Raw genomic sequence first — 20,004 nt, 5'->3', positions numbered from 1 at the left:
GGCGTTCTCAGCGGTAACCTGCCGCCTGCAGTTCGAACAGCTCGGCATAGCGGCCGCCCTGTGCCATCAGCTCCTGGTGGGTGCCGCTGGCCTCGATCCGGCCATCGGCCAGTACCAGGATGCGGTCGGCCATGCGCACGGAGGAGAAGCGGTGGGAAATCAGCACTGCGGTGCGATTATCCGCCAACTCCCTGAACCGCTGGAACACCTCGAACTCGGCGCGGGCATCCAGCGCCGCGGTGGGCTCATCCAGGATCATCACCTGTGCATCGCGCATCCACGCGCGAGCGATGGCGATTTTCTGCCACTGGCCCCCGGACAGGTCCACGCCCTGCTTGAAGCGGCGGCCGATCTGCTGGTCGTAGCCGCCGGGCAGGGCAGCGATCACTTCCTCGGCCATGCCGCGGCGGGCGGCATCGGTGATCCGCGCACGGTCGTCCATCGCTTCGACCTGGCCGACACCGATGTTCTCGCCGGCACTGAGGTTGTAACGCACGAAGTCCTGGAAGATCACGCCGAGGTTGGCGCGCAGGTCGTCCAGGTCGTAGTCGCGCAGGTCGCGGCCATCCAGCAGGATGCGACCTTCGTCCGGTTCGTACAGGCGTGCCAGCAGCTTGACCAGGGTGGTCTTGCCCGCACCGTTCTCACCGACCAGTGCCAGCACTTCGCCCGCGTGCAGCTGGAAATCGAGGTGACGCACGGCCCATTGCTCGGCATCGGGATAACGGAAGCCCACGTCTTCGAACACGAAGCCTTCGCGGATCGGCTGCGGCACGCGCACCGCGTCCTTGCGCGAGTGGATTTCCGGTTCGATCTGGAAGAACGAATAAAGATCGTCCAGATACAACGCCTGGCTGGCCACCTGCGAGAAGCCGATCAGCAGGCCTTCCAGCAACTGGCGCAGGCGCAGGAAGCTGCCGGCGAGGAAGGTCAGGTCACCGATCGAAAAATCGCCGCGCACCGTGCGCCAGGCGATATAGGCATACGCGGTGTAATAGCCCAGCGTGCCCAGCGCGGCCAGCAGCGTCCCCCAGAACGCACGCCGCCGGGCGAGCGCGCGGTTGGCCAGGAACAGCGCCGCCGACAAGCTGCGGTAACGGTCGACCAGGAACCGGTGCAGGTTGAAGATCTTTACTTCCTTGGCCGTTTCCACGCTGGCGCCGAGCTGGCGCAGGTAGTCCAGCTGGCGGCGTTCCGGCGTCCACAGGAAATTGAGGCTGTAACCGGCGGCATTGAAGTGCGATTCGCCGATGAAGGCCGGCACCAGCGCCAGCGCCAGCAGCAGGATCAGCCACGGCGCGTAGACCAGCAGGCCGACGGCCAGGCTGGCGACGGTGATCGCATCCTGCACCTGGCCGAACAGCTGGCTCATCAGGTTCATCCGGCCCATGGTCTGGCGCCGCGCACGGTCCAGCTTGTCCTGCAGGTCCGGGTCCTCGAAGTCCTCCAGGTCCAGGGTCGCCGCATGTTCCATCAGGCGCACGCTGGTGGCGTTGGCGAACAGCTCCGACAACAGCGCATCGGCGTAGCTGACCAGCCGACCGAGCAGGTCCGAGGCGATCGCCAGGCCCAGTTCCAGCGCCAGCAGGCCGAGCAGCGGATTGAGCAGCCCACTGGACAGGGCCTCTCCCAGCGGTGGGAAGCCGGCATCGTGCTGGCTGAGGTGCAGCGCGGTATCGATGATCAGCTTGCCGACGTACAGCATCGCCACCGGCAGCAGCGCACGGATCAGGCGCAGGCCAAGGCTGGCGATGGTCAGGGCGCGGCTGGTCTGCCACACCTGGCGCAGGAACGGCGGCAGGTTGCGCATCGCCTTGAAGCGTTGACGCAGGCTGGGTTTCTTGGCGCCGGCAGCGCCGGCAATGGGGGAAGCAGGCATGCCGCCATTGTGCGCGCCTGATGCGTGCAGATGGGGTCAGTGCAGCCGTGTGGCAGCGCGGGGTCGGATCCCTTTGCTGCGCAAAGGGATCCGACCCCAGCGAGTCACATCGGGTCAGAGCCCTTCGCAGTGCGAAGGGGGCCGCCCCATCCACATCCACGCATGGCGTGGATCTACTGTGTCGACCAAGGTCGACACCTACCGACAGCTGCAGGAACCTGACCCGGACGGCAACCCCCTTACGGCAACGGCGGCAGCAGCCCAGCGCCCAGCCGGTTCCAGGCATTGATCACCGCAATGCCCATGCTCAGGTCGCTGATGCCCTTCTCATCGAAGTGCGGCGCCAGCGCATCGAACGCCGCCTGCGACGGCGCACCATCGGTCAACCGGGTCAGCGCCTCGGCCCAGCCCAGCGCCGCGCGTTCGCGTTCGTCGAAGAAGCGGCTTTCGTGCCAGGCCGGCAACGTATCCAGCTTGCGCGGCTCGATGCCGCCCTTGCGCAGCGTGGTGGCATGCATGTCCATGCAGTAGCCGCAGCCGTTGAGCTGCGAGACGCGCAGGAACACCAGTTCCATCAGGGTCGGATCGACCGAACTGTCGTGCACCGCCTTGCTGGTGGCCAGCAGGCCCTTGAACGCTTCGGCGGCGAGGCGGGTGTAAGGAACGCGGGGAGAGGCAGGGTTGGACATCTTCAGCTCCACGGCGACCAGGATGGCCGCCTTTCGTTACAAGGACGCCGGAGTGTCGGCGCGCGTGACAACCGCAGGCAGCTTTTCCGGATTGAGCACGCTGTACACATTGGCGATGCGGCCATCGACCACTTCGATGGTGGTCACCGAATGCAGGCGGTCGCCATGGAAACGCAGGATCGCCGGTTCGCCGTTGACGTAGCCGAGCTGCGCCGGATGCGCTGCGCCGCGGCGGGCGATGGCCCAGAACAGACGGCCGATGCGCTCGGCGCCCAGCAGCGGACGCACCGCCGCAGTAACCACGCCACCGCCATCGGAGACCAGCAGCGCGTTGGCATGCAGCAGCGCCTGGATCGCCTCGCTGTCGCCGCGCTGGGAGGCGTCCATGAAACGCGCCAGCAGTTGCCGGTGCTGGCTGGCGTCGGCGTTGAAGCGTGGCCGCCCCGCCTGCAGGCGCTGCCGGGCACGGTGCACCAGCTGCCGGCAGTTGGCCTCGCTGTGGCCGATCAGATCGGCAATCTCGCGGTAGTCGTGGTCGAAGGCTTCCTTCAGCAGGAAGGCGGCGCGCTCCTCCGGGCCGAGCTGTTCAAGCAGGGTCAGAAAGGCCACCGATACATCATCGGCCAGCGCGTGCCGCTGGGCCGGGCCGGGCGCCGGATCAGGTTCGAGGGTGATCGCCAACGGTTCGGCCAGCCACGGGCCCACGTAGTGCGCGCGCTCACGCTTGGCCGCGCGCAGCCGGTCCAGGCCCAGGCGGGTGGTGGTGGTGACCAGCCAGGCTTCCGGGTCGACGATGGCCGCCGTATCGGCGCCGGACCAGCGCAGCCAGGCGTCCTGCACCACGTCTTCGGCGTCGGTGCGGCTGCCCAGCAGGCGGTAGGCCAGCGCCATCAGGCGCGGGCGGTGGGTATGGAAGGCGGTTTCGGCGTTCATGTGGGCAAGGACGCCGGGGCAGGCGCGGGCGTGACAGAGGGCAGGGCTCAGATCTTGCCGGCCTGCGGCCAGCGCTGCCACCCCGCGGCCGAGGGAGGGGGTAAAATGGGCGGATTACCCCCGCCAGCCTTCAGCAAGCGAGCAATCCGTGACATCGATCAAGCAGGAAGACCTCATCCAGTCCGTCGCCGACGCGCTGCAGTACATCTCGTACTACCACCCGGTCGACTACATCAAGAACCTTGCCGCCGCCTACGAGCGCGAGGAGTCGCCGGCAGCGAAGGAGGCGATCGCGCAGATCCTGATCAACTCGCGGATGTGCGCCGAAGGCCACCGGCCGATCTGCCAGGACACCGGCATCGTCACCGTGTTCCTGGAAATCGGCATGGACGTGCGCTGGGATGACGCCACCATGGGCGTGGAAGACATGGCCAACGAGGGCATCCGTCGCGCCTACCTGTACCCGGACAACAAGCTGCGCGCCTCGGTGCTGGCCGATCCGGCCGGCAAGCGCATCAACACCAAGGACAACACCCCGGGTGTGGTCAACGTCAAGGTGGTGCCGGGCAACACCGTCGAAGTGATCGTCGCCGCCAAGGGCGGTGGTTCGGAAGCCAAGACCAAGTTCGCCATGCTCAACCCGTCCGACTCGATCGTCGACTGGGTGCTGAAGACCGTGCCGACCATGGGCGCAGGCTGGTGCCCGCCGGGCATGCTCGGCATCGGCATCGGTGGCACCGCCGAAAAGGCGATGCTGCTGGCCAAGGAAGCGCTGATGGAGCCGATCGACATCACCGAACTGCAGGCCCGCGGTGCGTCCAACCGCATTGAAGAGCTGCGCCTGGAGCTGTACGAGAAGGTCAACGCGCTGGGCATTGGTGCGCAGGGCCTGGGTGGCCTGACCACGGTGCTCGACATCAAGATCAACGACTACCCGACCCACGCGGCCAACCTGCCGGTGGCGATGATCCCGAACTGCGCCGCCACCCGCCACGCGCACTTCACCCTGGACGGCAGCGGCCCGGTGATGCTGGACCCGCCGTCGCTGGAAGACTGGCCGAAGCTGACGTACGACGCCTCCAAGGGCACCCGCGTGGACCTGGACACGATCACGCCGGAAGACGTGGCCAGCTGGAAGCCGGGCCAGACCCTGCTGCTCAACGGCAAGCTGCTGACCGGCCGCGACGCCGCGCACAAGCGCATGGTCGACATGCTCAACAAGGGCGAGCAGCTGCCGGTCGATCTCAAGGGTCGCTTCATCTACTACGTCGGTCCGGTCGATCCGGTGCGCGATGAAGTGGTGGGCCCGGCCGGTCCGACCACCGCCACCCGCATGGACAAGTTCACCGAACAGGTGCTGAGCGAAACCGGCCTGCTGGGCATGGTCGGCAAGGCCGAGCGCGGCCCGGCCGCGATCGAAGCGATCAAGAAGCACAAGTCGGCCTACCTGATGGCCGTCGGTGGTTCGGCCTACCTGGTGTCCAAGGCGATCAAGGCGGCCAAGGTCGTCGGCTTCGCCGATCTGGGCATGGAAGCGATCTACGAGTTCACCGTGGAAGACATGCCGGTGACCGTGGCTGTCGATTCCACCGGCGAATCGGTGCACAAGACCGGCCCGCGCGAATGGCAGGCCCGCATCGGCAAGATTCCTGTCGTGGTGGAGTGATCGGCGCGGCGTCGTCCATGCCTGTCCGATTGTAGAACGGCGCCCTGGTGGCGCCGTTCGTCGTTTAACGTTTGCACTCGCGCGGCTTTGCTAGGGTGAGCGCGTTGCCATGGAAGGGAAGCCGCTTGTGCGTCAAGCAATACGGATCGTTTTCGCTGCAGTCGCCATTGCGTTGATGGCAGGCTGCACGCCGCAGTATTACGTGGCGCAACCCACCAGTGAGGCCGGCCGCGTGTGTGCGGCGGGGTGTGCACAGCGGCATCTGCAATGTGCGGGTCAGGCGCGTTCGATGGCCGAAACGGCGCAGCAGAGCTGTCAGGCGGACAAAGCGCGCGTGATCGATACGTGCAGCGATATCGCTGACGAGAAGATGCGGCATCGCTGCGAGGGCGCACGTGGCGCCGGCGCATACTGCGCGACCGCAGCCAACACGCGCGCCTGCGATGCGACCCGGGCCCAGTGTGTACTCGACTGCGGCGGATCGGTGAGCGAAATCCGTTCTTCCGGCAGTCTTCCGGTCTATTGAACAAGGAGTGTCCTGTGAACCTGTTGCGCAGTCTTCCGTTTGTCACTCTGCTGGCTCTTGCCGGATGCAGTACATCGTCCTCGTCGTATGACGGTGGGGGTGGCTTCAGCGCCGGTGCCCAGTGCCAGATGCAATGCCAGGCCAGCTACCGCAGCTGCATGGCCGAAGGCGCGGGGATCGGCAGCCGCCAGTCCAGCTGCGAGCAGCAGGTGGCGCCGACGCCGGACAAACGCTGCAAGGACATCGAGCATCCGGAACTGCGTCGTTCCTGCGAATTGAAGGCGCACGACTGCACGCTGCGGGCGCCGATGATGGGCTGCGGTGAGCGTCGTGATACCTGCATGAGCAGCTGCGGCTGACCACGCCGGCGACAGCGCGCATAATCATCCGTTCCCCGCACAGGACCGGTCATATGCGCACCACCTTGTATGGTTCCACCAGCACCGCCTCGCTGGTGGTGCACTGGCTGCTGATCGAGCTGGGCATCGAGCACGAACTGGTGCTGCTCGATTTCGACACGCGCGAGCACAAATCAGCTGACTATCTGGCGCTCAATCCGGCAGGCAGAGTGCCGACTCTGTTGATCGACGGCCAGGTACTGACCGAGGCGGCCGCGATTGCGCTGTATCTGGCAGATCGTCACCCGCAGGCAGGGTTGTTGCCTGCCGTCGGCGCGCCCGCACGCGGTGAGGCCTATCGTTGGATGTTCTGGTGTGCCAACACCGTGCAGCCGGCGTACCGCGCCTGGTTCTACGCGCATGAAGCGGCGGGTGGCGAGTGCATCGACGGCGTGCGTGCGATGGCGCGGCAGCAGCTGGAAGCGGCGTGGCAGCACGTTGCCACGCACCTGCAGAGCGGCGGCCCCTACCTGCTTGGCGATGCGCCGAGCGTTGTCGATTTCATGCTGGTGATGTTGATGCGCTGGTCGCGCAACATGCCCACGCCCAGCGACCACTGGCCGGTGTTGAAGGCGTATGCGGACCGCCTGAAGGCGCGCCCGGCGTTCGCCGAGGTCTATCGCCGCGAAGGCATCACCGACTGGCGGTAACCCGTTCTGTAGAGCCGAGCCATGCTCGGCTCTACCAAAGCGGGGCGGGTTACAGGATTTCCAGCACCGTTTCCGGTGGCCGGCACAGGCGGGTGCCCTTGGCGCTGCGTACCACCGGGCGATTGATCAGCCGTGGGTGGGTGGCCATCGCGGCCAGCAGGGCATCGTCGTCGCTTCCCTGCAGGCCCAGTGCGGCGAACTCGGGTTCCTTGCTGCGCACCAGTTCGGTCGCTGCCAGGCCGGATTCGGCCAGCACCTGGCGCAGCGTGGCCACGTCGGGCGGGCTGCCCAGATACTCGATCACCACCGGTTCGACACCCGCGTCGCGGATCAGCTTGAGCGCCCCGCGCGAGTTGCTGCACGCGGGGTTGTGCCAGATCGTCACCTCCATCAGAACCACTCCAGCAGGGACACGCCCACGCCGACATAGGTTGCCTTGTGGTTGTAGTCGATCAGGCTCTCGCCATAGCCGTCGAAGATCTGCACATGACCGCGCAGCAGGTTGCTGATCGGGAAGCCGTAGTCCAGCTGCAGGGCGCCGTGCGAGCGGTCACCGGTGCGCAGCGAATGACGCGCCATCAACGAGACCTCGTGACCCTTGTGGTTCCAGGTCAGGGTCGCGTCGCCGCGGCCCATGTAGTCCTCGATGTCCGGGTTGTTGTCGTCGCTGCGGGTCTCGGGAATGCGGTACCAGGGACGCAGCACCAGTGCCCAGTTCTCGCGGTCCAGGCCGACATTGAGCATCACCCGGTTCCAGCTGCGCGACAGCGGATCGGCACGGCCGTTGGACTGGTGGTTGAGGCTGATGCCGGTCATCCGCCCACGCCAGCCACCGATCGAGTAGCCGTTGCGGAACACCATCATCACTTCCGGCTCGTAGTTGGTCTCGCGGAACGGGCGCGAGTCCTCGCCGTTGTAGGCCTGCCAGCGCGAACTCTGGGTGTAGCCTGCCCAGATGTCGCCGTTGTCGCCGAACAGGTTCTCGACGATCTTGGTCTTGAAGCTGATCTGGAACTTCAGCTCGGCGCTGTCCAGCACCTGCGGGGTGGTCACGCTGTTGGCCGGGTTCGGCGAGTGCGGCATGGTGTTGCGGTCGCTGGTCCAGAAGGCCGGCAGCAGGTACACGGGCTTGTACGCACGCAGCTGGAACGGGCCCAGCTTGGAGTCCTCGGCCAGTTCCCAGCGGCTGTCCAGCAACGAACCGCGGCCGGCATTGGCAAGGGCGCTGTCGGGGGCTTCGGAACGGAACAGATCGCCGACGCGTTCGCGCAGTTTTTCCTCGCCTTGGCTTACCCGCGTGGTGTTGCGCTGCTCGCGGCGTGCCTGTGCGGCGGCTTCGGCGGCCGCATCAGCTTCGGCGGTGGCCTGCGGCGTGCGCCCGAACTGGCGGTCGTAGCAGGCCAGGCGTGCGGCATCGGTGGTGATGGCCGCGCAGGCGGCCGGCGAGGCCTCGGCACTGGGCGCGAATTCCTGGGCGGCCAGTGGCGCGCTTGCGAGGGCCAGCGCCAGCGGTGCAAGGCGGGTGAACAACGGAGAGAGGGTCATTGCAGCAGGCCCTTCGGAATGAATGCGGAAAGAGGGACAGTGTGGCGGCTGCATCCGGTAACGGCCAGCCCCACGGGTTTATGCCCGGCGTATGCGTGCGCGCTGCGTGAAGGCCGCCTGCCTCACAGGAACCAGGCGAAGGCGAACAGGCCCAGCATCGCGATCACCAGCGCCAGCTTCAATGCCAGGCCAAGCAGGATGCCAAGCCACGTGGCCAGCCCGACCTTGGTCGAGCGGCCGAGCTCGCGGGTATGCCAGTACTCGCCCAGCAGCGCGCCGAGCAGGGGCCCGGCGAACAGGCCGATCGGCATGAAGAACAGGCCGACGATGCTGCCGATGAACGTGCCCCAGAGCGCTTTGCGGCTGGCGCCCACGCGCTTGGCACCGACTACGGTCGCCAGCACGTCGACCAGCAGCGACAGCGCGGTCAGTACGCCAAGGATCAGCAGGGTGGGCCAGCCGACATGGACGAAGCCATCTGCCCACGCAGCCAGCACCAGTCCGACGAACACCAGCGGGATGCCCGGCAGGGCTGGCAGGACGATGCCTGCGATGCCGATCAGGACAAAAATGACCGCTAGCAGATACAAGATGAATGAGAGGTCCATGCTGTCCAGTATGGTTGGCTTTTTGGGGTTGACAGTGAAAGGTTTTTACCAGTTGCTTTTTCGTTTTGGTCGGGTTAAGTTGCAGTCGCTGAGCTTGGCAAGGTCACCGTGGATCGTGGCCTGATGAAGCAAGATCGTTCCGATCCGCTGCATCGATGCACCTCGCTTCCCCCTTGCTTGTCAGCCGCCCAACAGGCGTATCCAACAACAAGTAGAGAGTCAAAGGGAGTTAGTGAGATGGCTGATCGCGAGAACGGTACCGTGAAGTGGTTCAATGATGCCAAGGGCTTCGGCTTCATCAGCCGGCAGAATGGCGAGGACGTGTTCGTGCACTTCCGCGCCATCGAGACCCAGGGCTTCAAGAGCCTCAAGGAAGGCCAGGCTGTGAGCTTTGAAGTGGTGCAGGGCCAGAAGGGCCTGCAGGCTGACAAGGTCCAGCCGGCGTAATTCCTGCCGCTTGCCGGCATGAAAAAGGCCCGCGCAAGCGGGCCTTTTTTGTTGCTCCGGTTCTGATCGGCCGGGGCCCGCTGCGGTTCAGCGCAGGATGACCTTGCCGTTGACCACGCGGACATAGGTGTTTTCGCGGATGCCGCCGAGGTCGCGCTGGTTGACCACGATGGTGCGGCCGTCATCCATGCGCACGCTGATGTCATAGGTATCGCTGGTGACGTTCTTCTGGATCTGGTTGCCCGCCAGTGCGCCACCCACGGCGCCGGCGGCGGCGGCGATGTTCTTGTTGCCACGGCTGCCGCCGGTGTGGTCGGAGATCTCATGGCCGGCAACCGCGCCGACGATGCCGCCGAGGATCGCGCCGGTGGCGGAAGGCGCGGTACGGCCAGACTGCACGGCATTGATGCGGGTGACGATGCCGCAGTCGGCGCAGCGGCCCTGGTTGTAACCGGAGTTGTTGCCGTAGCCGCCGTTGTTGTAGCCGCTGTTGTTGTAACCACCACCGCCATAGCCCGGCGAGGTGGCACAGCCGGCCAGGGCGAGGGTTGCGATGACACTGGCGGCGATGAGCTGGATCTTCATGGGGCGTCTCCTGGCCGTGAAGGCGGGTGCGTTGGGTGGTACTGCGTCATGCAGCAGGGTGACCGAATCCTCCTCTTTCCAACGTGAACAAGGCGCCAACCACACTGGCCTTCGCCCTCTCGAAGATGAATCAGCGGAAATCCTGGTGACAAGCCTGGCAATCGTTCTGCAGTGCCTGCAGCTGCTGCGCCAACGCGGTGCAGTCGGTGGGAGGGCTGGCCAATGCCGCATTGAGATCGGCCCGGTACTGGCTGGCGTGCTGCTGGAACTGCCGGCTGTCCTTCAGCCCGGGAAAGGCCAGGTCCAGGTCGTTGGACAGCAGGCGCAGCACCTGCAGGCGCGGGACGCTGTCGGCCAGGCTGCAGCGGTTCTGCTGCTGCGCCTGCTGCAGCAGATCCGCCTGTCGCTGCATCACCTGCATCAGGCTGTCCGGGAATGGATCGCGGCGCGCCTGCAGGGCACGGCCGACCATCACCGTGGCAATCAGGCCGATCAGCAGGCCCAGGCCGAGTACGAACAGATAGCGGTAGGCGGCGGATGGGCGGCGGGGTGGGCTGGCACTCATGGCGGGCGCTCCGGGCGTGCAACGGTGGGTTCGGTGTCGGCGAGCAGTCGTCAGGGCATCTGCAGGCTAAAATAGCCCGATGAACGAACAGGTCAAACAACGCTTCGCCGGCATCGAACGGCTGTATGGCGTCGGCGCGCTCGAGCGCCTGCAGGGCAGCCGTGTCGCCGTGGTCGGCATGGGCGGTGTCGGCTCGTGGGTGGTGGAGGCGCTGGCGCGCTCCGCGGTTGGCCATCTGGCCCTGATCGATGCCGATGACATCTGCGTATCCAACACCAACCGGCAGCTGCCGGCGCTGGAGGGCAATTACGGGCGCAACAAGGCCGAGGCGATGGCCGAGCGCTGCCGGGCGATCAATCCGCAGATCGAGGTCGACGCCGTGCAGGCATTCCTGACCCCGGCCAACATGGCCGAACTGCTGGACCGCGGTTTCGACCTGGTGATCGATGCCTGTGACAGCTTCCGGGTGAAGGTGGAAACCATCGCCTGGTGCCGCCGCCGCAAGCTACCGTTGCTGACCGTCGGCGCGGCCGGCGGCCGTACCGATCCGACGTTGGTGCGCATCCGCGATGTCTCGCGCACCGAGCATGACGCGATGCTGGCGCTGATCCGCAAGAAGCTGCGCAGCGAATTCAACTTCCCGAAGAATGCCAAGCGCTATTTCGGCGTGCCGGCGGTATATTCGCTGGAGAACGTGAAGTATCCGCAGGCCGACGGCAGCGTCTGTGGCCTGCGTCCGAACCTGGGCGCGGATGCGGCCCTGAAGCTGGATTGCGGCGCCGGCCTGGGCGCAGCCACGCACATCACCGGCGCGTTCGCATTTGCCGCGGTGGGCAAGGCGCTGGAAATGCTGCTGGAGCCGAAGAAGGTGAAAGCCGAAGCGGTTGAGGCAGAGGCCGGGGTGTGATCGGGTAGTGCCGGCCGCTGGCCGGTATCTGCGCTGATTCAAACGGTCCGGGGGGGCCCGGCCAGCGGCCGGCACTACCGTTACGGTGCCGGCAGGCTGAACAGCCGCCGCGCGTTGTCCGTGGTGGCCCGCGCCACGTCTTCCATGTCCATTCCGCGCAGCGCGGCGATGTGGCGGGCGATGACCGCCAGCCGCGCCGGCTCGTTGCGCTGGCCACGGATACCTGCGTCGGGCTGGTCCGGTGCATCGGTCTCCAGCAGCAACTGCTGCAGTGGCATCTCGCGGACAAGCCGCTGCAGGCGCTGCGCGCGCTCGTAGGTCAGTGGTCCGCCCAGGCCGAGCAGGAATCCCAGTTTGTGCAGCTGTGCGGCCTGTTCCGGGCTGCCGGAAAAGCTGTGCACCACCCCGCGCAGGCCACCGATGCGGCGGATCGCGGCGATCACCGCATCCACTGCACGGCGGGCATGCACGATCACCGGCAGATCGAACTCGCGTGCCAGCTTCAGCTGGCCGAGGAAATAGTCCTGCTGGGCCTCGGCGTCCAGGCCCTCGACGAAGAAATCCAGTCCGCATTCGCCGATCGCGCAGGGTCGCTCCCGGTCGATCCATTCACGCAGTTGCGGCAGGTGTTCAGGCCGGTGCTGGTCCAGGAACATCGGGTGCAGGCCATAGGCGGGGTAGAGCCCCGTCGCCCGCTGGCAGACCGCGCGCAGCTTTGGCCAGCTGGCCGCAGTGACGGCCGGCACCACCTGCCACTGCACGCCGGCAGCGCGTGCGCGGTAGATGACCGCCTCGCGGTCGCCGTCGAATTCGCTGGCATCCAGATGGCAGTGGCTGTCGACCAGCAGGTTCAACGCTGCTCCAGCGGCGGTGGCGTGGCTGCGCTGCGGCTCTTCCAGTTGGCCAGCAGCAGGGTGCCCAGGCCCAGCATCAGTTCGTCGACGAACGGAATCGGGTCGGGAATGAGCAGGGTCAGCGCGAACAGACCGGCGGTCAGCTTGAACAGGGCGGGGTAGCGCAGCCGGCGCGCCCATTGCAGGACCGGCAGCAGCATCGGGTTGGCCATGACAGGGTCCTCCTGGGGGAATGTGCAAACGCTACCACGGGCCCAGCATTTCCCGATGCTGAATGGGTTACGGCGGTGAGCAGGAAATGTGGAGATTCCGTTCAGGCACCGCATGCTGCAATCTGGCCTGAGAACGTTGCGGACGGTCCGCAAGGAGCAGGTCATGAAAAGCACAACTACAACTGTCCTGGTCGCAGCGGGCGCGCTGCTGGTCGGTGGTATCGCAACCGCCGCCTTCATGAAGAGTGGCGACAAGTCGCCTGAGCAGCTCAGCGCCGGAAACCCGAGTGAATCGCGCCTGGTCGATGGCAATGCCACCGACGACGGCGCACGTGGCGACGCAGTGGATGCCAGTGCGCCGCGTGGCCTGGAATACGCCGATGTGCTGAAGGTCGATCCGATCACCGAGAAGCAGAAGGCCTATGCCACCGTGATCGGCACCGATCCGGTACGCGAGACGTCCACCACCCAGACCCCGCATGAGGTCTGTCAGGACGTGGTGGTGCAGGAGCGCCTGCCCGAGCGTGATGGCAACGTCGGCGGCACCGTGGTTGGTGCCGTGGTCGGTGGCCTGCTGGGCAACCAGGTGGGCGGCGGCAATGGCAAGAAGGCGGCAACTGCCGCCGGTGCCGTGGCCGGTGGCTTCATCGGCAACCAGGTCGACAAGCGCCATGTGGGTGGCCGGGTGGTCAACCGCACCGAGCGCCAGTGCCACACCGAAACGGCGACTTCCGAGTCGAGCCGTGTCACCGGCTACAACGTCACCTATCGCAATGAAGACGGCACCACCGGCACCATGCGCATGGGCAGCAAGCCGGGCAACCGCATCGCCATGGGTACCAGCGATGTGGTCAAGGGCTACAACGTGACCTATCGCTACGACGGCACCGAGAAGACCGTGCGCATGGACAACAAGCCGGCCAGCGATCGCCTGCCGGTGGTGGATGGGCAGCTGGTCACCCAGACCGCCGCCGCTGCGGATTCGACGGCCAACCGCCAGTAATCCCCAGCTACGACGCAGCATCGAACAGGCCGGCGTTTGCCGGCCTGTTTTTTTGCATGGGTGGGGTGCATCCACGGGTGGCGTGGATCTACCATGGCCCTATGAGCATCTTCGACCTGCGCATCGAAACCGAACGCCTGATCCTGCGCCCGCCACAGCGGCAGGACTACGCACCCTATCTGGCGTTCTGTGCCGATGAAGAGGTGATGCGCACGCTGGGCGGCGTGCAGTCACCTTCGGTGGCATGGCGTGGCTTCTGCAGCCTGGCCGGGGCGTGGCAGCTGTTCGGCTTCTCGATGTTCAGCGTGATCGAGAAATCGAGCGGCGAATGGATCGGTCGCATGGGACCGTGGCAGCCGCAGGACTGGCCCGGTACCGAGGTCGGTTGGAGCATCCGCCGTGCCAGCTGGGGCAAGGGCTACGCACCGGAGGCGGCGATCGCAGCCATCGATTGGGCGTTCGATACGCTGGGCTGGGACGAGGTGATCCACACCATCGCCGAAGACAACGAGAACTCGAAAGTGGTTGCGCGCAAGCTCGGCAGTACGCTGCTGCGCATGGGGCAGTTGCCACCGCCCTATGAAGGCAAGCCGCTGGAAATCTGGGGGCAATCGCGCGAGCAGTGGCAACAGCGCCGTTCGCCGTTGTAGAGCCGAGCCAATGCTCGGCTGCATTTGTCGAGCAGCAGCCGAGCATCGGCTCGGCATCTACAGGATGCATCGCCCGCCATGCTGCACCCGCGCTTGGCAATCGCCTGGCTGCTTGCCAGACTGCGGGCAGCCGGCTGCAGGCCGGGACCTCCCTGGAGCAGCAATGGTGGAAGAGCGCATTCCGTTGACGGTGCATGGCATGTCGGTTTCGGGCAACTGCCACAAGGTGCGCCTGCTGCTGGAACAGCTGGGCAGCCGCTACCGCTGGGTGGAGGTGGACAGTGCCCACGGCCAGACCCATAGCGCGGAATTTCTCGCTCTCAACCCCAATGCCAAGGTGCCGTTGATCGTGCGCGACGACGGCCGCGTGCTGACCGAATCCAATGCGATCCTGTTCTGGCTGGCCGAGGGCACGCCGTATCTTCCGGCCGACGGTTGGCAGCGTGCGCAGGCATTGAGCTGGATGTTCTTCGAGCAGTACACGCATGAGCCCTGCGTGGCGGTGGCACGCTTCATCCGCGGTTGGACGCCGGCCGACTCGCCACGCCGTGCTGAACTGCCGCGACTGCATGAGCGCGCTGCCGGCGCGCTGGCGGTGATGGAGCAGCATCTGCGGCAGGCGCAGTGGTTCACCGGCGATGACTACGGTATCGCCGATATCGCCCTGTTCGCCTATTCCGATGTCGCTGCCGACGGTGGCATCGCGCTGGATGCATTCCCGCAGGTGCGGGCCTGGTTGCAGCGGGTGCGCGCGCAGCCTCGCTTCGTGCCCATGCCCGCGGTGACCGCCGAGGTGCGCGCGCGGTTCAACGCACCGGATTGATTCCCCTGCAGCGCCGGGCGTGCTCGACCCTTGCAAAGGGTCGCGCAGGCCTGGCGCCACGGTTCGCAACAACGGCACGGAGGGTGTTCGATGTTCGCTGTGGTTCCAGATCCCATTCCCGCACGCATGCGCGGCCTCAACCGTGCCGAAGTCTGTGACGTCAATTTCCTTGAGGCCGTACGCGCCTGGCGCGGCATGCCGCGACCGCGTCCGGCGCCGGATGCGCCGATCCTGCCGGGCAGCACCCTGACGGCCGCCGCGTTCGGCGAACTGTTTGAATCGCAGCTGCTCAGCCGCCAGCTGGACCTGATGGCGCGCGTACTGCGCGTGCAGAACAAGGTCTTCTACACCATCGGCTCGTCCGGTCATGAGGGCAACGCGCTGCTTGCGCGCGCCTGCCGCCACACTGATCCCGCCTTCCTGCATTATCGTTCCGGCGCGTTCATGGCCGAACGGGCCCGGCTGGTGCCAGGCATGGACCCCGTGCGCGACGCCGCGCTGTCTTTCGCCGCCAGTGCCGACGATCCGGCCAGTGGCGGCCGTCACAAAGTGTGGGGCAGCAAGCCGCTGTGGGTGCTGCCGCAGACCTCGACCATCGCATCGCACCTGCCCAAGGCGCTCGGTACCGCGCTGGCGATCGAAAGTGGCAGGCGCCTGAGCCAGCCGCTGCCGATTCCCGCCGACAGCATCGTGATGTGCTCCTTCGGCGATGCCTCGGCCAACCATGCCACCGCGCAGACGGCGTTCAATACCGCGATGTGGTCGGCGTATCAGAAGCTGCCGGTGCCGATCCTGTTCGTGTGCGAGGACAACGGCCTCGGCATTTCGGTGAAGACGCCCGAGGGTTGGATCGCCGAGCGCTTCAGCCGGCAACCGGGCCTGGACTATTTCTTCGCCGATGGCCTGGACCTGGCCGCCGGACACGCACAGGTGCAGGCGGCGGTCGAACACTGCCGGCGCATGCGTCGGCCCACTTTCCTGCACCTGCGCACCACGCGGTTGATGGGCCACGCCGGTACCGACTTCGAAGTGGAATGGCGCGCATTGGCCGAGCTGTGCGCGGCCGAGGCGCAGGACCCGCTGCTGCGCTCGGCGCAGATCGCACTGGAATCGGGCTGGATGGATGCGGCAGGCGTGGAGGCTGCCTATGAAACCCTGCGCGCGCGCTGCATGGGCGCCGCCATTGATGCCGATACGCGTCCGAAGCTGCAGACACTGCAGGAGGTGATTACACCGTTGGCCCCCCATACGCCGGCAGCGGTACAGGCCGAGGCCGAGCGTGTGGCACCCATCGAGGCCCGGCAGGCGCTGTACGGTGGTGCCGACGCGCTGCCCGAACGGCAACCGCCGCGGCACCTGGCGATCCAGATCAACCACGGGCTGCAGGAACTGCTGGGCAAGTATCCGCAGGCGCTGCTGTTTGGCGAGGACGTCGCGCAGAAGGGCGGCGTCTACACGGTGACGCGCGACCTGCTGCGGCGTTTCGGCCCGCGCCGGGTATTCAACACGCTGCTGGACGAGACCATGATCCTGGGCATGGCCCAGGGTCTGGCCAACATGGGCATGTTGCCGATTCCGGAAATCCAGTACCTGGCCTACCTGCACAACGCCATCGACCAGCTGCGCGGCGAGGCCTGCTCGCTGCAGTTCTTCTCCAACGACCAGTTCCGCAACCCGATGCTGGTGCGGGTGGCCGGGCTGGGCTACCAGAAGGGGTTCGGCGGCCATTTCCACAACGACAATTCGATCACGGCGCTGCGTGACATTCCGGGGCTGGTGGTGGGCTGCCCGTCGCGTGGCGATGATGCGGTGATGATGCTGCGTACATTGGCGGCATTGGCCCGCGTGGATGGCCGGGTAGCGGTGTTCCTGGAACCGATCGCCCTGTACATGACCAAGGATCTGCACGCGGCCGGCGATGGCCAGTGGTTGTTCGACTACCCCGCACCCGGGCAGGCATTGGTGCTGGGCGAGGGCAGGGTGTACGCGCCGGATGCCAGCGATCTGGTGGTCTTCACCTACGGCAACGGGGTGCCGATGGCGCTGCGCGCAGCGACTGCAATCGAGCAGCAGCTGGGCTGGCAGGTGCGGGTGGTCGACCTGCGCTGGCTGGTGCCGTTGAATGCCGCCTTCATCGGCGCCCAGGCCGCCACCGCGCAACGGGTGCTGGTGCTGGACGAGGGGCGGCAGAGCGGGGGCGTCGGCGAGGGCGTGATCACCGCGCTGGTCGAGGCCGGCCATGGCCACCTGCCGGTGCGCCGGGTCTGCGGTGCCGATACCTATACGCCGCTGGCGGGGGCAGCAATGTTCGGGCTTCCAAGCGACAATGCGGTGATTGGCGCCGCCCTCGACCTGGCGCAGGAACCCTGATGCATGTGTGGATTGGCGGGTATGTTGTTGCCGGCGGCACAGACGCCGGCCGAGGTCCTGCAGGCGCAGGCGCTGGCCATGGGCCAGGCGCTGCACCATCGCGGGCCGGATGACGGCGGTACCTGGGTCGATGCCGCCGCCGGCATCGCCCTGGCCCACCGGCGCCTGAGCATCCTTGATCTTTCACCGCTGGGCCACCAGCCGATGGCCTCGGCCGACGGCCGCTATGTGATGGCCTACAACGGCGAGGTCTACAACTTCGCCGCCCTGCGCGCCGAACTGGAACCGCTGGGCCATGCCTTCCGCGGCCATTCCGATACCGAGGTGCTGCTGGCCGCGATCCTGCAGTGGGGCGTCGAGGACACCCTGCAGCGCGCCAACGGAATGTTCGCCATCGCCCTGTGGGACCGCCAGGAACAGTGCCTGTGGCTGGCCCGCGACCGGGTCGGCAAGAAGCCGCTGTACTACGGCTGGGCCGGTGATGCGCTGGTGTTCGGTTCCGAGCTGAAGGCGCTGTGGCAGCACCCGGATTTCGACAACGATATCGACCGCGATGCGCTGACCCTGCTGCTGCGGCTGGACTACATCCCCGCACCGCACAGCATCCACCAGCGCTGCTACAAACTGATGCCCGGCCGCGTGCTGCGGCTGGACGCGGCGGCGGTGGCGGCAGGGGCCAGCGCACATCGCCCAGAGCAGGCACAGCGTCCGTACTGGGACGCGCGCGCGCGCATGCAGGCTGCACTGGCCGCACCGTTCCAGGGCCGCATCGAGGAGGCCGAGGAGCAGCTGGATGGCCTGCTGCGCGATGCGGTGGCGCTGCGCATGGTGGCCGATGTGCCGGTGGGCGTGTTCCTGTCCGGCGGCACCGATTCGTCACTGGTGGCAGCGCTGATGCAGGCGCAGAGCGGGCAGCCGGTGCACAGCTTCAGCATCGGCTTCAGCGGCTCCCACCACGACGAGGCACCGTTGGCCAGGGAACTGGCCACCCACCTGGGCTGCGATCACACCGAACTGTATGTCAGCGGCGCTGACGCGCTGGCAGTGGTGCCGCAGCTGCCAGCGATGTTCGATGAACCTTTTGCCGATGCCTCGCAGGTGCCGACCGCGCTGGTCGCCCGCCTCGCCCGGCAGGGTGTGACCGTTGCGTTGTCCGGTGATGGTGGCGATGAACTGTTTTTCGGCTACACCCGCTATGTACGCGCGCTGCGCAACTGGCAGATGCTGGGACGGGTGCCCGCGCCGCTGCGGCGCTGGATGGGCGCGCGTGCGCACCAGCAGGGCGAGGCATCGCGCACCGGCGGGTTGGCCGCGTTGCTGGCCGAAACCGGCGCACGTGGTATCGGCGATGTATATCGCAACCGCATCTCGCGATGGCGTGATCCGGCGGCGGCGGTGATCGGTGCACGCGAGGCGGGCAGCTTCTACGATCTGGCCGATCCGCTGCATGGTGCCGGCACGCCGGCCGACGCGATGATGCTGGCCGACTTCGTCAGCTATCTGCCCGACGACCTGCTGTGCAAGGTCGACCGCACCTCGATGGCGGTCAGCCTGGAGGCGCGCGCGCCCTTGCTGGACTGGCGCGTGGCCGAGTTCGCGTGGTCGTTGCCGCTGGGCTTCAAGCGCAGTGAATCGACCAGCAAGGTGCTGCTCAAGCGCGTGCTGGGGCGGTACGTGCCGCAGTCGATGGTGCATCGGCCCAAGCGTGGCTTCGGCGCGCCGGTCAGTGATTGGCTGAAAGGTGATCTGAAGCCTTGGGCCGACGAGTTGCTGCAGCCGGCGCGGCTGGAACGTGAAGGGGTGTTGTCGGCCGCGGCCGTGCAGCCGCTGTGGCAGCAGTTCCTGGGTGGCCAGCGCAAGTGGCACACGCACCTGTGGAACGTGCTGATGTTCCAGGCCTGGCAGGACCATTGGCGGCAGGTGCGCGCAGGCGTCCAGCGCGGCTGATCTTCACCGGTGGGGAAGGGCGCGGCCGCTAGGCTGGCTCTCCCGCACCGTGAGGAGTATGTCCTGATGTCCGTCCCCACCATTGCCGTTTTCGTCGGCAGCCTCCGCAAAGAGTCGTGCAACCGTAAGCTGGCCCACGCGCTGGAGAAGCTGGCCGGCGACAAGGCGCGCTTCCAGTACGTGCAGATCGGCGACCTGCCGCTCTATGACCAGGACTTCGACGCCAGCTACCCGGCGCAGGGCACGCGCCTGAAAGACCAGGTACGCGCCGCAGACGCCGTGCTGTTCGTTACCCCCGAGTACAACCGTTCCGTGCCGGGCGTGCTGAAGAATGCGATCGACATCGGCTCGCGCCCCTACGGCGACAGTGCCTTCGCCGGCAAGCCAGCGGCGGTGATCGGCGCCTCCATCGGCCAGATCGGCACGGCGGTGGCCCAGCAGCACCTGCGCAACAGCCTGGCCTTCCTGGACATGCACGTGCTTGGCCAGCCCGAGGCGTTCATCCACTTCAAGGATGGCCTGATCGATGCCGACGGCACGATCCACAATGAGGGCACGCAGAAATTCCTGCAGGGCTACGTGGACCGGTTCCTGGCGCTGATCGCAGTGCATGCCAAGGGCGATTGAGACCTCCGGGGTCGGAGCCCTCAGCGCCGCAGAGGGATCCGACCCCAGCCACGCCAGGGGTCGGATCCCGGCGCGCAGCGACGGGCTCTGACCACACTTCGAGCTGAGTGGGCAGGCAGG

22 protein-coding genes are annotated in these 20,004 nt (G+C 66.6%); 12 read left to right on the top strand and 10 right to left on the bottom strand.

Annotation, left to right across the window (positions count from 1 at the left end; all coding sequences use genetic code 11):
- Positions 1-7: 7 nt before the first annotated feature.
- The 3 genes from CR919_RS17810 to CR919_RS17800 form a co-directional block, all read right to left on the bottom strand.
- A complete protein-coding gene (locus tag CR919_RS17810) occupies positions 8-1,879 on the bottom strand; it encodes an ABC transporter ATP-binding protein (protein ID WP_099821153.1) in 1,872 nt (623 codons plus the stop codon).
- Between the two features lie 239 nt (positions 1,880-2,118).
- Entirely contained in the window at positions 2,119-2,568 is a 450-nt protein-coding gene (locus CR919_RS17805; protein WP_099821229.1) for a carboxymuconolactone decarboxylase family protein, read from the bottom strand.
- Positions 2,569-2,604: 36 nt separating this feature from the next.
- A complete protein-coding gene (locus CR919_RS17800; RefSeq protein WP_099821152.1) occupies positions 2,605-3,501 on the bottom strand; it encodes an RNA polymerase sigma-70 factor in 897 nt (298 codons plus the stop codon).
- Positions 3,502-3,649: 148 nt separating this feature from the next.
- Between CR919_RS17800 and CR919_RS17795 the strand changes: the two genes are divergently transcribed.
- From CR919_RS17795 to CR919_RS17780, 4 genes are all read left to right on the top strand, one after another.
- Positions 3,650-5,167, top strand: coding sequence for a fumarate hydratase (locus CR919_RS17795; protein ID WP_099821151.1), 1,518 nt, complete (start codon positions 3,650-3,652; stop codon positions 5,165-5,167).
- Between the two features lie 109 nt (positions 5,168-5,276).
- Positions 5,277-5,693: a hypothetical protein gene (locus CR919_RS21115; RefSeq protein WP_133119638.1), complete on the top strand. Its 417-nt coding sequence runs from the start codon at positions 5,277-5,279 to the stop codon at positions 5,691-5,693.
- A 14-nt stretch (positions 5,694-5,707) separates the two neighbouring features.
- Positions 5,708-6,052, top strand: a complete 345-nt coding sequence (locus CR919_RS17785; protein WP_099821149.1) for a hypothetical protein — start codon at positions 5,708-5,710, stop codon at positions 6,050-6,052.
- 53 nt (positions 6,053-6,105) lie between these two features.
- Positions 6,106-6,741 carry a glutathione S-transferase family protein gene (locus tag CR919_RS17780; RefSeq protein ID WP_099821148.1) on the top strand — a complete coding sequence of 212 codons (636 nt, stop codon included), beginning with the start codon at positions 6,106-6,108 and terminating at the stop codon, positions 6,739-6,741.
- Between the two features lie 49 nt (positions 6,742-6,790).
- On the opposite strand, the gene arsC is transcribed toward CR919_RS17780, so the two are convergent.
- The 3 genes from arsC to CR919_RS17765 form a co-directional block, all read right to left on the bottom strand.
- Positions 6,791-7,132, bottom strand: a complete 342-nt coding sequence (gene arsC, locus CR919_RS17775) for an arsenate reductase (glutaredoxin) (RefSeq protein ID WP_099821147.1) — start codon at positions 7,130-7,132, stop codon at positions 6,791-6,793.
- Positions 7,132-8,286 (bottom strand): phospholipase A, encoded by a 1,155-nt coding sequence (locus tag CR919_RS17770; protein WP_099821146.1) that lies wholly within the window; start codon positions 8,284-8,286, stop codon positions 7,132-7,134. Before CR919_RS17770 ends, arsC begins: the two co-directional genes overlap by 1 nt.
- A 122-nt stretch (positions 8,287-8,408) precedes the next feature.
- Positions 8,409-8,894 carry a DUF456 domain-containing protein gene (locus CR919_RS17765; RefSeq protein WP_099821145.1) on the bottom strand — a complete coding sequence of 162 codons (486 nt, stop codon included), beginning with the start codon at positions 8,892-8,894 and terminating at the stop codon, positions 8,409-8,411.
- Between the two features lie 237 nt (positions 8,895-9,131).
- Between CR919_RS17765 and CR919_RS17760 the strand changes: the two genes are divergently transcribed.
- Entirely contained in the window at positions 9,132-9,341 is a 210-nt protein-coding gene (locus CR919_RS17760) for a cold-shock protein (protein ID WP_025876765.1), read from the top strand.
- A gap of 87 nt (positions 9,342-9,428) precedes the next feature.
- On the opposite strand, the gene CR919_RS17755 is transcribed toward CR919_RS17760, so the two are convergent.
- Both CR919_RS17755 and CR919_RS17750 read right to left on the bottom strand, forming a co-directional pair.
- A complete protein-coding gene (locus CR919_RS17755) occupies positions 9,429-9,926 on the bottom strand; it encodes a glycine zipper 2TM domain-containing protein (protein ID WP_099821144.1) in 498 nt (165 codons plus the stop codon).
- A gap of 130 nt (positions 9,927-10,056) precedes the next feature.
- A complete protein-coding gene (locus CR919_RS17750; protein ID WP_099821143.1) occupies positions 10,057-10,491 on the bottom strand; it encodes a cytochrome c in 435 nt (144 codons plus the stop codon).
- A 79-nt stretch (positions 10,492-10,570) separates the two neighbouring features.
- Here CR919_RS17750 and CR919_RS17745 point away from each other — a divergent pair, with 79 nt between their 5' ends.
- The gene (locus CR919_RS17745) at positions 10,571-11,398 is read left to right on the top strand and encodes a tRNA threonylcarbamoyladenosine dehydratase (protein ID WP_089236156.1); all 828 of its coding nucleotides are present in this window, start codon (positions 10,571-10,573) and stop codon (positions 11,396-11,398) included.
- Between the two features lie 80 nt (positions 11,399-11,478).
- On the opposite strand, the gene CR919_RS17740 is transcribed toward CR919_RS17745, so the two are convergent.
- Positions 11,479-12,252, bottom strand: coding sequence for a TatD family hydrolase (locus CR919_RS17740; RefSeq protein WP_099821142.1), 774 nt, complete (start codon positions 12,250-12,252; stop codon positions 11,479-11,481).
- The gene (locus tag CR919_RS17735) at positions 12,249-12,464 is read right to left on the bottom strand and encodes a DUF6116 family protein (protein WP_099821141.1); all 216 of its coding nucleotides are present in this window, start codon (positions 12,462-12,464) and stop codon (positions 12,249-12,251) included. The genes CR919_RS17740 and CR919_RS17735 overlap by 4 nt, the downstream gene beginning before the upstream one ends.
- Positions 12,465-12,627: 163 nt before the next feature.
- On the opposite strand from CR919_RS17735, the gene CR919_RS17730 reads away from it, so the two are divergent.
- From CR919_RS17730 to CR919_RS17705, 6 genes are all read left to right on the top strand, one after another.
- Positions 12,628-13,467 (top strand): glycine zipper 2TM domain-containing protein, encoded by an 840-nt coding sequence (locus CR919_RS17730; protein ID WP_099821140.1) that lies wholly within the window; start codon positions 12,628-12,630, stop codon positions 13,465-13,467.
- Positions 13,468-13,568: 101 nt separating this feature from the next.
- Positions 13,569-14,117: a GNAT family N-acetyltransferase gene (locus CR919_RS17725; RefSeq protein WP_099821139.1), complete on the top strand. Its 549-nt coding sequence runs from the start codon at positions 13,569-13,571 to the stop codon at positions 14,115-14,117.
- 163 nt (positions 14,118-14,280) lie between these two features.
- Positions 14,281-14,940 (top strand): glutathione S-transferase family protein, encoded by a 660-nt coding sequence (locus CR919_RS17720; RefSeq protein ID WP_099821138.1) that lies wholly within the window; start codon positions 14,281-14,283, stop codon positions 14,938-14,940.
- Between the two features lie 90 nt (positions 14,941-15,030).
- On the top strand, positions 15,031-17,310 hold the full coding sequence (locus tag CR919_RS17715) for a thiamine pyrophosphate-dependent enzyme (RefSeq protein WP_099821137.1): 2,280 nt from the start codon (positions 15,031-15,033) through the stop codon (positions 17,308-17,310).
- A 3-nt stretch (positions 17,311-17,313) separates the two neighbouring features.
- Positions 17,314-19,257 carry an asparagine synthase (glutamine-hydrolyzing) gene (gene asnB / locus CR919_RS17710; protein WP_099821136.1) on the top strand — a complete coding sequence of 648 codons (1,944 nt, stop codon included), beginning with the start codon at positions 17,314-17,316 and terminating at the stop codon, positions 19,255-19,257.
- Between the two features lie 66 nt (positions 19,258-19,323).
- Positions 19,324-19,884 carry an NAD(P)H-dependent oxidoreductase gene (locus CR919_RS17705; protein WP_099821135.1) on the top strand — a complete coding sequence of 187 codons (561 nt, stop codon included), beginning with the start codon at positions 19,324-19,326 and terminating at the stop codon, positions 19,882-19,884.
- Positions 19,885-20,004 lie beyond the last annotated feature (120 nt).

The organism is Stenotrophomonas sp. LMG 10879, assembly GCF_002750935.1.
Taxonomy (GTDB): Bacteria; Pseudomonadota; Gammaproteobacteria; order Xanthomonadales; family Xanthomonadaceae; genus Stenotrophomonas; species Stenotrophomonas lactitubi_B.
This window is presented reverse-complemented; position numbering and strand designations above follow the sequence as displayed.